This is a genomic window from Rhodococcus sp. NPDC056506 (assembly GCF_042794945.1).
GTDB lineage: Bacteria > Actinomycetota > Actinomycetes > Mycobacteriales > Mycobacteriaceae > Rhodococcus_F.
This window is the reverse complement of sequence record NZ_JBHTSW010000011.1, coordinates 90,543-104,371: the sequence shown is the minus strand read 5'-3', so window position 1 is coordinate 104,371 and position 13,829 is coordinate 90,543. Positions and strand designations below refer to the sequence as shown.

12 protein-coding genes are annotated in these 13,829 nt (G+C 63.6%); 8 read left to right on the top strand and 4 right to left on the bottom strand.

Going from position 1 to position 13,829, the window contains the following annotated elements; genetic code table 11:
- Positions 1–9: 9 nt before the first annotated feature.
- The 3 genes from ACFQ6H_RS12615 to ACFQ6H_RS12605 all read left to right on the top strand — a co-directional run bounded on the left by ACFQ6H_RS12615 (position 10) and on the right by ACFQ6H_RS12605 (position 5,123).
- Positions 10–2,187, top strand: a complete 2,178-nt coding sequence (locus tag ACFQ6H_RS12615) for an AAA family ATPase (RefSeq protein ID WP_378447050.1) — start codon at positions 10–12, stop codon at positions 2,185–2,187.
- Between the two features lie 9 nt (positions 2,188–2,196).
- Positions 2,197–3,819 (top strand): amidohydrolase, encoded by a 1,623-nt coding sequence (locus ACFQ6H_RS12610; RefSeq protein WP_378646366.1) that lies wholly within the window; start codon positions 2,197–2,199, stop codon positions 3,817–3,819.
- A gap of 65 nt (positions 3,820–3,884) precedes the next feature.
- Positions 3,885–5,123, top strand: coding sequence for a DUF222 domain-containing protein (locus ACFQ6H_RS12605; RefSeq protein WP_378646364.1), 1,239 nt, complete (start codon positions 3,885–3,887; stop codon positions 5,121–5,123).
- 89 nt (positions 5,124–5,212) lie between these two features.
- Here ACFQ6H_RS12605 and ACFQ6H_RS12600 read toward each other — a convergent pair whose 3' ends face one another.
- The 3 genes from ACFQ6H_RS12600 to ACFQ6H_RS12590 are packed head-to-tail and all read right to left on the bottom strand — an operon-like array spanning position 5,213 to position 8,302.
- On the bottom strand, positions 5,213–6,232 hold the full coding sequence (locus tag ACFQ6H_RS12600; protein WP_378646362.1) for a DUF2804 domain-containing protein: 1,020 nt from the start codon (positions 6,230–6,232) through the stop codon (positions 5,213–5,215).
- A 2-nt stretch (positions 6,233–6,234) separates the two neighbouring features.
- Positions 6,235–6,987, bottom strand: coding sequence for an isocitrate lyase/phosphoenolpyruvate mutase family protein (locus tag ACFQ6H_RS12595; protein ID WP_007730096.1), 753 nt, complete (start codon positions 6,985–6,987; stop codon positions 6,235–6,237).
- A 46-nt stretch (positions 6,988–7,033) separates the two neighbouring features.
- Complete coding sequence (locus tag ACFQ6H_RS12590; protein WP_378646360.1) at positions 7,034–8,302, bottom strand: cytochrome P450; 1,269 nt, start codon at positions 8,300–8,302, stop codon at positions 7,034–7,036.
- Positions 8,303–8,430: 128 nt separating this feature from the next.
- On the opposite strand from ACFQ6H_RS12590, the gene ACFQ6H_RS12585 reads away from it, so the two are divergent.
- From ACFQ6H_RS12585 to ACFQ6H_RS12565, 5 genes are read left to right on the top strand one after another with little or no spacing between them, the layout of a single operon-like run.
- Complete coding sequence (locus ACFQ6H_RS12585) at positions 8,431–9,066, top strand: TetR/AcrR family transcriptional regulator (RefSeq protein WP_378646358.1); 636 nt, start codon at positions 8,431–8,433, stop codon at positions 9,064–9,066.
- 9 nt (positions 9,067–9,075) lie between these two features.
- Positions 9,076–10,494, top strand: a complete 1,419-nt coding sequence (locus ACFQ6H_RS12580; RefSeq protein ID WP_378646356.1) for a hypothetical protein — start codon at positions 9,076–9,078, stop codon at positions 10,492–10,494.
- Between the two features lie 13 nt (positions 10,495–10,507).
- Positions 10,508–10,819, top strand: a complete 312-nt coding sequence (locus tag ACFQ6H_RS12575; protein WP_378646354.1) for a hypothetical protein — start codon at positions 10,508–10,510, stop codon at positions 10,817–10,819.
- Positions 10,735–11,922 carry a hypothetical protein gene (locus tag ACFQ6H_RS12570; protein WP_378646352.1) on the top strand — a complete coding sequence of 396 codons (1,188 nt, stop codon included), beginning with the start codon at positions 10,735–10,737 and terminating at the stop codon, positions 11,920–11,922. The genes ACFQ6H_RS12575 and ACFQ6H_RS12570 overlap by 85 nt, the downstream gene beginning before the upstream one ends.
- 48 nt (positions 11,923–11,970) lie before the next feature.
- Positions 11,971–13,350 carry a hypothetical protein gene (locus ACFQ6H_RS12565; protein ID WP_378637889.1) on the top strand — a complete coding sequence of 460 codons (1,380 nt, stop codon included), beginning with the start codon at positions 11,971–11,973 and terminating at the stop codon, positions 13,348–13,350.
- On the opposite strand, the gene ACFQ6H_RS12560 is transcribed toward ACFQ6H_RS12565, so the two are convergent.
- Complete coding sequence (locus ACFQ6H_RS12560; RefSeq protein ID WP_378637886.1) at positions 13,307–13,732, bottom strand: NUDIX domain-containing protein; 426 nt, start codon at positions 13,730–13,732, stop codon at positions 13,307–13,309. The genes ACFQ6H_RS12565 and ACFQ6H_RS12560 overlap by 44 nt on opposite strands.
- Positions 13,733–13,829 lie beyond the last annotated feature (97 nt).

The window sequence follows — 13,829 nt, the reverse complement described above, 5'->3', positions numbered from 1 at the left end:
TCTCGAGAGGTGACTTCGCCGGAACTCGCCCTCACCGTTCGACTCAACACCTCTGCCGCCGACCTACGCCGCGGGGTCGTGCGCTTGCACCCCGAAGCGTTGGCGGCGTTGGGCATCCGCGAATGGGATGCCATCGCACTCATGGGAGCCCGCGGCACCGCGACCGTCGCGGGCCGTGCGCCCACCGGAACCCCGGCAGGCACGATCCTTCTCGACGACGTCACCATGTCGAACGTCGGCTTGACCGAGAACTCTTCCGTCGTGGTCGGTCCGGTGACGGTGTACGGAGCGCGATCCGTCTCCGTCACCGGCTCGTCCATGGCGACAAATTCGATCAGCTCGACGGTTCTGCGACAAGCCCTTCTGGGCAAGGTCGTCAGCGTCGGCGACACGGTCTCGCTCCTCCCCCGCGATCTCGGTCCGGGTACGAGCACTTCCGAAGCCACCCAAGCGCTTTCCCGTACCTTCGGCGTCGCGTGGACATCCGAACTGCTCACCGTCACGGCCGTCGAACCTGCCGGTGGTCCGGTCAGCGTCCAGCCGAATTCGGCAGTCAACTGGGGTTCCGGCTCGGCGGGCACACTGACGCCGAGTGCGCTTGTTTCCAGTCCCGCTGCCGTCGCGATCGAACCCGCACCGTCGGTTCCGCTGGATCACCTCGTCGGCGCGCAGGCGCAGGCAGCCAAGCTGACCGAGTGGCTCGGCCTGGCACTCGACGAACCAGAACTGCTTCGTACGCTCGGCGCCTCACCACACCTCGGCGTCCTCGTCACGGGCCCCGCCGGCGTGGGCAAAGCCACGTTGGCCCGCTCGGTCCTGTCCTCGCGCAAACTTGTCGAACTCGACGGCCCGGGAGTCGGTGCCACCGAGGCGAATACCCGCCTGCAGCGAATCGTCGACGCCGTTGCTGCCGTGCGCGGCGGTGGCGTACTGCTGATCAGTGACATCGACGCTCTGCTTCCGGCCACCGCGGAACCGGTGTCCGCACTGATCCTCGAACAATTGCGCAGCGCCGTCGCAACCCCGGGCGTGGCATTCGTCGCGACCTCCGCCCATCCGGAGACCGTCGACGCGCGCCTTCGCGGCCAGGATCTCTGCGATCGAGAACTCGCACTTACCCTGCCGGACGGCGCAACTCGCAAGGCGTTGCTCGAACTCCTGCTCCGCCGAGTGCCCACCGGAACCCTCGAACTCGACGCCATCGCCTCGCGCGCACCCGGATTCGTGGTCGCCGACCTCGCGGCGCTCTGCCGTGAAGCTGCATTGCGAGCGGCGACGCGGGCGTCCAAATCCGGTGATTCTCCGGAGATCACGCAGGAAGATCTTGTCGGTGCCCTCGAAGTGATTCGGCCACTGTCCCGTTCGAGTACCGAAGAACTGTCGATCGGCAGCGTCACCCTCGACGACGTCGGCGACATGGTCGAAACCAAACAGGCCCTCACCGAAGCGGTGCTGTGGCCGCTACAGCACCCCGACTCCTTCGCACGCCTCGGTGTCGACCCACCCCGCGGCGTGCTCCTCTACGGCCCTCCCGGCTGCGGTAAGACGTATCTCGTTCGTGCCCTTGCCAGCTCAGGTCACCTCAGCGTCCACGCCGTCAAAGGTGCGGAGCTGATGGACAAGTGGGTCGGCGCCTCCGAAAAGGCCGTACGCGAGTTGTTCCAGCGCGCACGCGATTCGGCGCCCTCGTTGATCTTCCTCGACGAAATCGACGCCCTTGCCCCGCGTCGTGGTCAAAGTTCCGACTCCGGGGTGTCGGATCGCGTCGTAGCCGCGTTGCTGACCGAACTCGACGGCGTCGAACCGCTACGCGACGTCGTGGTGTTGGGCGCCACCAATCGACCGGATCTGATCGACCCGGCTCTCCTGCGCCCCGGCAGACTCGAACGTCTCGTATTCGTACCGCCTCCGGATGCGGAGGCTCGCAAAGCGATTCTGCGTGCTTCCGGCAAGTCGGTACCGCTCGCCGAAGATGTCGATTTGGACATTCTGGCCGTCGATCTCGAGGGATACTCGGCAGCAGACTGCTCGGCTCTCCTGCGTGAGGCTGCACTCGCCGCCATGCGTCGGAGCATGGACGCGGCCGACGTGACGGCCGCGGACGTGGCGACCGCCCGTGAGAAGGTACGTCCCTCACTCGATCCCGAGCAGGTGGCACACCTACAGGCGTACGCGGACAACCGATAAGGACTGACCATGGCTGCTGATCTGGTTCTGTACGGCGACATCGTGACCATGCACGAGGAAGCACCACGCGCCCAGGCGCTCGCCGTGACGGGCGGCCGGATCACGGCCGTTGGCGCGCGCACGGACGTCGAGGAACTGGTGGGGCCGGATACCCGCGTCGTCGACGTCGGAGGTGCCACTGTTCTGCCGGGGTTCATCGAGCCACACGGTCACCCTTTGGAAGAAGCCATCGTGCTCGGACCTGACGTCGTCGACATCCGGCCTGTCACGATCGCCGAGGCGGATGCCGTAGTCGCTGCCGTCGTCGACACAGTTCGTTCGCGAGGTGCTGCCGGCGCTTCTCTGAATGGCTGGGACCCGTTGCTGCAGAAGGGCCTACCCGACCCGACCATCGCCTGGCTGGACTCCGTCGCACCGGAGTACCCGCTCGTGATCATGCACAACTCGGGCCACGTCGCGTATTTCAACACGGCGGCAGCAGTGCAGGCCGGCATCACCCGCGATACCCCCGATCCGATCGGCGGATCGTACGGCCACGACACGACGGGCGCACTCGACGGATCCGCGTACGAAATGCCTGCCGTGTTTGCAGTCGCAGGCCACGCAGTGACCATCGGCGACGACTTTCCCGCACTGGTGGCGGCCGAATGCGCCCGGCTGAACGCTGCCGGAATCACCACCATCGCCGAATTGTCGTTCGACCCCAAGATGCGGCCCGCCCTGGCCGCGATAGCTGACGCCGGACTGCTCACCACACGCTTGCGGCTCTACGAAATGTCCAACGACGCGCGCACTACCGAGGCATCGCCGGGCGACGGAAACGACCTGGTGCGCCAGATCGGCATCAAGGTCTGGTCCGACGGTTCACCGTGGGTCGGTAACATCGCCACCAGCTTCCCGTATCTCGATACCGAAGCCACCCGCGCGCTCGGGATCGCCTGCACGCACGGGCACGCCAACTACACCGGCGAACAGATCCACGACATCAGTTCCGCCTACTTCGCCAAGGGGTGGCAGATGGCGTGCCACGCCCACGGCGACGACGCGATCACCATGGTTCTCGACGCGTGGGAACGACTTCTGAAAGAGCACCCCCGGCCCGATCACCGGTTGCGTCTCGAACACGTCGGCGCGATGCGTCCGGATCAGTTCGTCCGCGCAGCGGAACTAGGCGTCACGGTCAGCATCTTCATCGACCACCTGCACTACTGGGGTGACGTTCTGGTGGATGACCTGTTCGGCCCCGAGTACGGATCCGTTTGGGCCGCAGCAGGATCTGCACTCGCGGCCGGACAACGGTTCACCTTCCACAACGACGGTCCCGTCACCCCCGCCAATCCGCTACGAAACATGCAGGACGCCGTCACCAGGCTTTCGCCCAGCGGTCGCGTCGTGGCCCCCCAAGAACGGATCCCCGTGGACGCCGCTGTTCGCGCCCACACGGTCAACGCCGCATGGCAGCTGTTCAGCGAAGATCACATCGGGTCCATCTTTCCCGGTGCCTACGCGGATCTTGTTGTGCTGTCGGCAAATCCCCTCGACGTCGAGCCGACCGAGCTGGCCGACATCACGGTGCTCGCCACCGTCCTGGAGGGCCGGACGGTGTACGGGGACCTGAGCGCGATCGGCTGATCTCGAACTCAAAGTCGTCCGATATGTCCCTGGTTATCGAAAGTATGTTCGATTAAACTTTGAGCATGGACAGTCGGGAAGCGTGGCAGGTGGATGGCGAGGACCTCAAGAGTGAGGTTCTGGATCTGGTGCGCGTCCGGCACGAGTTGCAGTCGCGCATGGTGTTGTTGATCGTGGAAATGTTTTCCCGGGAAACTGTGGTCGGGAAGGGTTTTCGGGCGATCGCGCAATGGCTGCACGGTTCGACGAATTTGGAGATCGGTGAGTGCAGCCTGCTGGTCAGCTTGGCTCGGTTGCTTCTGCTCGAACCTGTAGTCGCGGATGCATTCCACCGCGGCGATGTGGATGCGTTGAAGGCCCGTCAGGTGGCGTCGTTTTGTCAGCATCCACCCAAGAACATGACCCCGGCGGACGTCGACAAGGCCCGCGGGATCCTGTTGGGGTTGGCGTCGAAGAACATTGCCGATTGTGATGCGGTGCGGGCGGCGATCCGGCGGATCGAGAAGCAGTACGGCAAACGCGAGGACGGTGTCCCGGTCGGGGAGGATTCGGAGCGCAACGAGTTCTACGCCTCGAAAGGCCTGTACGGCAGAGTAACTGTGAAGGGTGATCTGGATGCGGTCAACGGGGCCCGTCTGATCACGTTGCTGTCGAGCCTGTCCGCTCCGACGCCGGAGAAAGACGGCGTCAAAGACACCCGCACTCCGGCACTACGGCGGGCGGATGGGTTTTGTGAACTTCTGCGGCGGTATGAGCGGGCGGGGTTGGGTCCGATCGAAGGCGGAGTGAAACCGCACATCACTGTGACTGCGTCGGCGAAAGACATGACCGACCTCAAAGCCTTGAAGGATCTACTGCCGTCGACCGAGGAACTCGGGTTCGCGTGGACGGATTGGGTGGGCCCGATCAGCATCGACACCGCGCGGATGCTCGCCTGCGACTGCACCGTCACCCGAATCCTCCTGGACGAGAATGGTGTTCCGCTCGACTGCGGCAATGAAGTACGAACCGCGACGGTTCCGCAGCGGCGGGCGTTGGCCGTCCGGGATGGTGGGTGTGCGTTTCCGGGGTGCGGGACACCATCGGGGTGGTGCGATGCCCACCATATCGTTCACTGGAACGATGGTGGCCCAACAGATCTCGACAACCTGATCTTGTTGTGCGGTCACCATCATCGGACACTGCACCACACGCAGTGGCGGGTGGAGATCGGTCCCGATCGGAAGACGGTGTTCTATCCGCCGATGTCGATCGATCCGTTCCAGCATCCGATCGGTGGGAACAGTCCACCGACAGCGGCGTGAACCGCGACAACTGAAGACGCGAGCACCGGGGCACCTCCATGCCTCGGTGCTCGTGCTGCGTTCCCGACACCTTCGCGGATGCGCACGGCTTACCAGCGGTTCCGAACCTCCTCGGCAAATCCGAGGAGATCTCGAACCACCAGAGACGAACCGTCATCGAGGATCACTGTGCCGGAAAACTTCCCGAACACCTGATGCTGAATCGAACGCAACACCCCGACGTCGAAAGTCGCGGCGCGGTCGATAACCGGCTCGAAAGTCATCTCGAAGCGACCATCGCTGCTCGAGAAGGTCCACGGGGCGCCGTCGTACGCTCCCTGCGGGATATCGAAGTTGATCCTGTCCAGTTTGTGCGCCCGCCCGCCGACAAACACGATGTTCTCACTGGCCGCCGTAGTGTCCCCGAAGCCGTAACCGATGTTGAATCCGAACCGCTCGCCGCTCACCAGTCCGGATGCAGAACCCCAGTACCAGGTGTTGTCGTAAGTCCAGACTCCCCTGCCCCAATCGAGAACGCCGAACGAGTCTTCCGAGCGAAATGTGAAGTCGTCGCTCCCGATTCGCACGGCCCCGGCAGCGGGCAGGCAGTTGACCTTCTGGTTGTAATAGAACGATCGGGGCGCCTTCGGAAACGGCGTGGCGATCACCATCCGATCATCGGCAGGACTCGCCAGAAACAGATCGGCATGTAGACCTCGCCCACCGTCGAAAGCCGGATAGTCGACGATCAGGTGTCGCCCGCCGTCTACATGGCGAAACTCGAACCGAGCCTTACCTTTCGACACCACGACATCACCGTCGTCCGCACTTTCGGGCAGACCGAGCCTTCCCATCGGGAACGGCAGCATCACGTTTTCGGTGATCTCGTGCGGCGTTCGGAAATCGAGCCAGGAAACCCCGAGCAAGCCCATGTACCCGTTGTCGGCGACGGTCAGCGCGATGCCGTAATCCGCCGTGAGAACGCAGTAGTAGTCCCACTCCTTGATTCGGAACTTCGGGGCGGTGATTGCGGAGCGTCGATACTTGCGAATCTCCGATGAGGCCCAACCCGTCTCGACCAGATGTCCGCGATCGTCGAGCAGCGGGCCGGGCGACATCAGTGTCTGCATTCTTACTTCCAGCGTCCCAAGATCTCGTTTGCGCGGTTGGCCAAGGCCATCTGGAAGAACGGACCGAAGCTCACACGCGCCACTCCGAGCGGACCGAAACTTGCCGGGTCGTCCTGATCCGGGATTCCGATCGCATTGATCGGAAGTGGGAGTTCGGACGTCAAGCGGCGCTGGGTAGCGTCGTCGTGACGCCCGACGGGGTAGAGAACGTCGGCACCGGCATCGGCTGCCAACTTGAGGCGTGCAATGGCGCGATCGACGCGATCGGACTCGTCACCGACCTGCTTCACGAACAGGTCGGTACGTGCGTTGACGACAACGTGAACTCCGGCGGCGTCGGCGGCCTGGCGAAGCCCACCCACGAAGTCGGCGTGCTCCTGCGCCTCTCGCAAGCGTCCGCCTTCACTGTGAACGGTGTCCTCGATGTTGAGTCCGACAGCGCCGGCATCGATCAGCCCGTCGATGAGAACTGCCGGCTCGAGCCCGTAGCCACCCTCGATGTCCACCGAGATCGGGGCGTCGACCGCACCGGTGATCTGCTTGATCCGGTGCAGAAGTTCGTCGAAGGTAATGCCTTCGTTGTCCGGCTTGCCGATGGAATCGGAAACCGGGTGGCTGCCCACCGTCAGGGCTGCAAAACCTGCAGCCACCGCAAGATTCGCCGACCACGCGTCCCAGACTGTGGGGAGAATGACCGGGTTGCCTGGCTGGTGCAACGCCAGTAGAGCTGTTGCCTTGTCGTTGATCGAAGTCATGCGGTGGCTCCTCGAGATCGTGGGGTGTACCTCTCACCTACCGACTCTAGTGAGCGACCGGGCAGCCTGTGCTCTTGTAATCGACCTGGAACTCCTTGATGCCGTTGATCCAACCCGAACGCAGACGGCGCGGATCACCGATCTTGGTGATGTCCGGGACGTTGTCGGCAATCGCGTTGAACATCAAGTCGATCTCCATGCGAGCGAGGTTGGCACCGATGCAGAAGTGCGCGCCCGTTCCACCGAAACCCAAGTGCGGATTGGGGTTACGAGTGATGTCGAACGTCATCGGGTTCTCGTACACGTCCTCGTCGAAGTTTGCGGAGCTGTACAGCATCACCACGCGCTGCCCCTTCTTGATCGACACTCCTGCCAATTCCGTGTCCTCGAGCGCGGTGCGCTGGAACGCGGTGACCGGCGTCGCCCAACGAACGATCTCGTCGGCCGTCGTCTTGGGACGTTCCTTCTTGTACAGCTCCCACTGCTCGGGGTTGTCCAGGAACGCGATCATTCCGTGCGTGATGGCGTTGCGGGTGGTCTCGTTCCCCGCCACCGCCAGGATCAACACGAAGAACCCGAACTCCTCCGGGCTCAAAGAGTCGCCGTCGATATCCGCCTGGACCAGTGTGGTGACGATGTCGTCTGCCGGGCAGGTACGACGCGCGTCTGCCATTTGGTACGCGTATCCGAGGACTTCGGTGGACGCGACCGCCGGATCACCCTGGTATTCCGGGTCGTCGTAGCCCATCATCTCGTTGGACCACTTGAACAGCTTGTCTCGATCGTCCTGCGGCACTCCGATCAGATCCGCGATCGCCTGGAGCGGCAGCTCGCTGGCAACCTGCTTCACGAAGTCGCCCGGGCCCTCGCTCACAGCGGTGTCGACGATGCTCCGCGCACGACGATCCAACTCGTCGCGCATGCCGTTGATAGCGCGCGGCGTGAACAGCTTCGAAATCAGCTTGCGGAGCTTGGTGTGCTCCGGCGCATCCTTGTTGAGCAGAAGATGGCGGAGCATCTCGACGGCCTCGCGGGGCATGTCGTCGGCGAAACGCGCGATCGCGGTGTTCTCCCAGCTCGAGAACACATCGCTGCGCTGGCTGACCTCTTTGACGTCAGCGTGACGCGAGACCACCCAGTAGCCCTCGTCCTGAAATCCGCCGACCGTCGGCGGCTGCTCACACCACCACACGGGTGCGTTGCGACGCAGTTCGGCGAACTCCTCGAAAGGGATCCGCTCCCCGAGGACAGCAGGATCGGTGACGTCGAATCCGGCCGGCAGGTCGGGCGTGCGTGTTGTGTCCGAGATGGTCATGGCGTCCTCTGATCGGTCGAATGTGCGCTACACCACAGAGTAGCTTTCACTAACGGCCTGTCAAGTGAAAGACGGGGAGTCTCGTGCAACCGTCCCGCAAGAGCCCCCGCGGCACTAGGATCCCGGTAATGACAGATACCTCCGGCAGACTGACGCTGCGAGAGAAGCAGAAGCAGCGAACCCGCGCAGACCTCGTGGACGCCGCCGGTGCGCTCTTCACCGAACGCGGATACGCGGCTGTCACCGTGGAAGACATCGCGGGCAGGGTCGGCTGCAGCCGAGCCACCTTCTACCTGCACTTTCCCGGAAAGATCGACATTCTCAAGGCCCTCGGCTCGAACACTGTCGTATCCAGCACCCTCGCCATATTCCAGGATCTCGACCATGTACTCGATTCCGGTTCGCGCGAAGAATTCGCCGGCTGGATCAACCGCGCTCTCGACTGGTGCCGCGATCACCACCACATGATGCGGGCGTGGGACGAGGCCATGGTCCTCGAACCAGAGTTCCGCACACTGGCCCGCGAAGGCATCTCCGCACTGCCCAACGCGATGCCGTCGTACCTGGCCCGGTGGCCGCAGGACCGGCATGACGAAGCAAAACTCCGAGTAGAGCTCCTGCTCACACAAATCGAGCGTTTCTTCATTCGCTGGGCCGAGCAGGGCGCAATCACCGCGGGTGCGGACGTCGCGGCAGACGTTCTCACCGACATCTGGTTTCCGGCACTCACGCCGCCCACTACCGAAGTCGCGGCGCCGCGATAGGTTGGCCCGATGCCACTCGATCCTCGAGCGATCCTCACCACCGTCGCTGCGCTCCTGTCCGCGATACTCGCTGCGCTGGCCCTGACCAATCCAGTTCTTCGTGACTGGGCCATCGTCGCCTCACCATCGGAAGTGGATCGCTGGATCAGCAGTGGACCCACTGCTGTCGGACTCGGCGCCGTAGTTGCCGTGCTTGCCTGCGCACTCTCACAGCGTCGCGGTTCCCGTCGGGCAGCCTGGAACGCGATCGCTGTCGGGGTCGCCGTCATCGCGATCATTCGTGCAGTCGTACCCGAGGTTGCGTCACTGGACCTGCTGATCGCCTTGATCATCGTCAAAAGTGTTGCAGCCGGCACTATTCTGGGCTGTGTGGCTGCCGTCAGTTGGGACCGCACTGCCACGAAGAACGCGACACTCCTCGGAGTACTCGCCACCTTCCTCGCGATCCGCACGTTCGCCGGTGGGACAGCCAGGATGACAACGTCTTCGGTGGGTGAGCCGTCATGGTGGCTGATCGGCGCCACGGCCGCAGCAGCGATCGCCTGCGCAGTGACCGCGCAGGCCGGCTTCCGGATCCGCAAGCCCGACGCGGGTGAAATCCGCATCGCTCTCGTGGTGATCGCCGCGCTGGCGATCGGGCATCGCGTTCTCGGCGCCGTGATCGACCGCCAGCAATACGCGTCCGAAGCGACCGCCTGGATTGCCATGGTTTTGGCGGCAGGTGCTGCGCTCGCGTTGACGTGGATCGCCGCCTACCGTCTCGGCGACACCTCCGGTGCTGGTGGCAAGTTCCTCTGGGCGGCAACCGCTCTGGCCGCTGCGTCAGCTCCGCTGTTCGTCGCCATCGCGAAGGGTTCCGGTCACTGGGGAGACCTGAAGTCCCCCTGGGTACTGGTGCTTTTCGCAGCCCTGCCGGTGACCGTCGGATTGAGACTGCACAAGCAGGTGCCACACCTCGTTCCCATCGCGGTTCTCGTTGCGGTACCACTGTCAGAACTACTGCCCTTCGACTCCGCGCACGGTGTCTGGTCAATCGCGCTGAAGATCGCCGCACTGGGATTCGCAGCCGGACTGCTGTTCGGTTCCCTGGCTCCCGGCAGCTTGGTCGACGCCACACTCGGACTCGCCATTCCCTTTGCCGCGATGACCTTCTCGTCGATCGCCATCCTCACCGATCAGCTCACCGCGCCTCCAGAATTGACAGCCGCAGACATTCAACGATTGATGGAACTTCCCATCCCGGCGCATGTCAGCGCTGACGGAGGATTATTCGGACGCGGCATCGGCATCACCGTCGACTACGTCACCGCTCAGACCGTCGGCGCAGCGGTACTCTTCACCCTGATCATCGGCTTCTGCGGCGCGGCGATCCTCCGACGACCTTCACATCCGCCAGTCGAGTTACCGGAACCGACCGAGACCGCCTGATCAGGACAGACCGATGACCATCGATGTCCGGTCATGCACCGTCGCCCTTGCGGCCTTTCTCTCGGGAATCCTTGCGGCCGTGGCGCTGACGAGCCCAGCCCGCATGAGATGGCCTGTCACCGAGCCGCAGTCGAAGGTCGACCAATGGATCAGCAGCCAATCCACCAGCGTCGTGGTCGGCGCCATCGTCGTCGTGGCAGCCTGCGCCTATCTCCAGCACCGCGGTTCTCGAAAGCGCGCGTGGGCATTTGTGTACGTGGGCGTCGTCGTGCTGATTCTGATCAGATACGTCGTCCCCGAGAAGAACTTGGTCTTGATCTGCTGAGCGTTCTGGGTTTTGCCAAAACCATTGCCGCAGGACTCATCCTGGGTGGCGCGGTCGCCGCCTCGTGGGACAGTCGCATCGGTCGCAACCTGCTGATCGTGGGCTTGGTGTCGACGTGGTTGGCCGCGCAATCGTCCACCGGAGATTTGATACCCGTCAGCACGTCGTCCATCGGTGAACCCGCCTGGGCACTTCTGTGGCTGACGCTGATCTGCGCAGTAGCGTGCGCCATCACCGTTGACCCCGAATCGACGATCGGCAAAAGCGAACCGGGCATTGCCGCAACCGCTCTGGCGGTTGTCACCGGCCTCGCCGTCACCCAACGGATTCTCAGTTCGGTCGTCGACCGGCAAGAGGACCCGTCGACGTATTCGGGTTGGCTGGTCATGATCGCGTCCACCGTCGCCGTCCTCACCCTGACCTGGTTCTGTACGAGGAAACTCGACGCAACTTCAGACAGCGGCGGATTCCTCTGGGCTGCAACCGCCGTTGCGGCCGCCGCCACGACGGTGTTCGCCGATCTGACCGACCGCTTCTTTCTCGACGGTGACCGAACCTCGCCGTTGGTGATCACTGCCCTCGCGGTCATCGCGGTCGTCGTCGGGTTGAGACGTTCTCGACACCGAGATCGCAGGATCGCGGGTCTGGCGCTCCTGGCTTCGATCCCGTTGTCCGAGTTGATCTTCAGCGGCGATCACGAAGTGGCCCTGTTGCTCCGGATCGTCGCGCTAAGCGTCGGATCGGGGCTACTGTTCGGATCCGTCTTGCCCTCGAATCCCGTCATCGGGACGCTGGGGTTGACCATTCCTTTCACTGCCCTGGTCTTCATGTCGATCGGGCAGCACGACATCGAGACGGTGTCATCAACGTACGTCCGGCCCGATCCACCCTCGACGTACTTCCAGCAGGACTCCGCACTGCGCGGCTACATCGACGCGATCGAACCCGGCGCAGCGTATCGGGCAGAAGCCGCGACGATTGCCTACGCGTACGAGGCGCCACCTCGTTCCGTCGGTACCGCACTCCTGATGTGTGTAGTTGTCGTCGCCTCCGGGATCGCGATTCGTCGCCGAAACGCCGTTGACACACCGTCACCGGACTGAGACCTGCTATTGCGGTGCAACTGGTACTGGATTGACTATTTTGGAGCAGTGCCCATCGCCCGCAGGACGCTGCTCGTCGCACTGAGTGGTGTGACGGCATTCGTCGTCACCGTCGTCGCTTTGGCGCCCTTCGTCAACAGCCAGTCGACGTCGATTTCGACGGGTGACCGATTCTGGTCGATCTCGACCATCGGTGCCGGCGTCTTGGCTGTCGTCGCGGTCGGGACAGCCGCGATGATGGCCCGTTGCCGGTTACGGACCGCCGCCATGACGGCATTCGGTGGGCTCCTCCTCGAACTGCCCGGACTCTACGATCACAACTTCGAGGCACTCTCGCCCGTCGGTGCGGGAGTCGCTGTCGGCGCGGTCACGGTTGCTGCCGCTCCTCGCGTCCGAGCGGCTTCGGTCGCGGGAACGATTGTTGCCGTGCATGTCTCGGATTCGCTCCTGGACGAGGACGCAATTCCTCGGCGGTACGCGGACTACATCGCCGACAACACCAACCAGTTTCAACCACCAGTGCTGGCGGCAACACTGATCGCACTGGCATTGACCGCCGCGTGTGTCGCCGCATTCTGGTTCCACGATTTCGACAAGGACCACCCCAAAGAACGGATGGCCGTTCGGCCGGTGACGATCGCAGCGGTGCTCACCCTCTTCGGCGTCGCGGCAAATTGGTGGTTCGACATCACCACCGTCACGGCAGCTGTGCCCCTCCTACTCGTCGCGCTGGTGATCACGGTGATCTGCGCGCGGGTGTTGGGCGACGGCAGTCGGATCCTGCTGATGTGTACCGCTGCCGTCGCAACTCTGGCAGCGGTCTCGGCGAATCGTCCGGCAACCGAGGCGATGGAGTGGTCGAAAACCCCGGCCTCGACCGCCGTCGTGATCGGCGTCGTCATCGTTGCCGCGGCAGCCGTCGGCGCTCTCGCACCGTCCCGCGTCGTCGGCTACGGATTGCTCCTGACGGTGACGGTCGCCGGGATCGTCAGCTATGCCACGTCGCCTTCGCCGAAGATCGGTGACCTTCTCACGATCAGCGATCTTCTTGTCGCCCTGACCGCAGCGGTCGTCACCTACGCGATCGCCAGCGCGATGTACCGGGAACCACCGCGGACCGGAGCGTCACGAGCCCTCGTCGGGCTCGGTGTCATCTTCGGCCCAACGGCGCTGGCCCTGCTCGTCTATCCGCAGTTCGACTACGGATGGACGGCGTACACCCCGCTGGACGAGAACAAGCCCTTCAACGGCATCACTACGGTCGGCCCGTTCGAGATCTCGACCGACATCCTGATACTCGACGCCGTCGCGCTGATCATCGTGGCCGTCTGCGCCTACACAAGTCTGCGATTGGGCCGGATAACACGATCCGTTCCTCCGTCGATCAGTCGATCAGATCCATCGACGCCAGGCGATGGAACACTTTGAGCGATCCCGGCGCCACCTCGTCCATCGCCGCGTACTCGGAGAGCGTGAAGTATCGGAACTCGGCGATCTCACTGGTCGGGTGCGGGTCTCCGGCCATCTCCGCCAGATAACAACTCATGTGCAGCCCGGTGTCCGCGGAATGTCCGAAAGCGTGAGCCTCGAAGACGTCGAGGAACTTCACCGTTCCGTCGACCAGATCGACGTCGAGTTCCTCCCGAATTTCGCGGTGCAGCGCCTGCTCGGGTGTCTCGCCCGGGTCGATCTTTCCGCCGGCCATGTAGAACGCGGTCTTGCCCACGGAGCGGGTCTGGATCAGCTTGCGGTCACGAATGTGCGCGAGGGCAGCGGTACGGATGATCGTGGAGGGAGTGGACGAATTCACGTCGTCCAACCTACGTGTATCAGCGAGCGCTGATGATGTCCGAATCGACTCGCTGCACATCGAAACTGCCACGCCCGGTAATATGTACGCAAAGACA

Excerpts from the sequence above, each read along its gene's own strand:
- ACFQ6H_RS12610 (WP_378646366.1), top strand. The coding sequence starts at position 2,197 with ATGGCTGCTGATCTGGTTCTGTACGGCGACATCGTGACCATGCACGAG.
- ACFQ6H_RS12605 (WP_378646364.1), top strand. The coding sequence starts at position 3,885 with ATGGACAGTCGGGAAGCGTGGCAGGTGGATGGCGAGGACCTCAAGAGT.
- ACFQ6H_RS12600 (WP_378646362.1), bottom strand. The coding sequence starts at position 6,232 with ATGCAGACACTGATGTCGCCCGGCCCGCTGCTCGACGATCGCGGACAT.
- ACFQ6H_RS12595 (WP_007730096.1), bottom strand. The coding sequence starts at position 6,987 with ATGACTTCGATCAACGACAAGGCAACAGCTCTACTGGCGTTGCACCAG.
- ACFQ6H_RS12590 (WP_378646360.1), bottom strand. The coding sequence starts at position 8,302 with ATGACCATCTCGGACACAACACGCACGCCCGACCTGCCGGCCGGATTC.
- ACFQ6H_RS12585 (WP_378646358.1), top strand. The coding sequence starts at position 8,431 with ATGACAGATACCTCCGGCAGACTGACGCTGCGAGAGAAGCAGAAGCAG.
- ACFQ6H_RS12580 (WP_378646356.1), top strand. The coding sequence starts at position 9,076 with ATGCCACTCGATCCTCGAGCGATCCTCACCACCGTCGCTGCGCTCCTG.
- ACFQ6H_RS12575 (WP_378646354.1), top strand. The coding sequence starts at position 10,508 with ATGACCATCGATGTCCGGTCATGCACCGTCGCCCTTGCGGCCTTTCTC.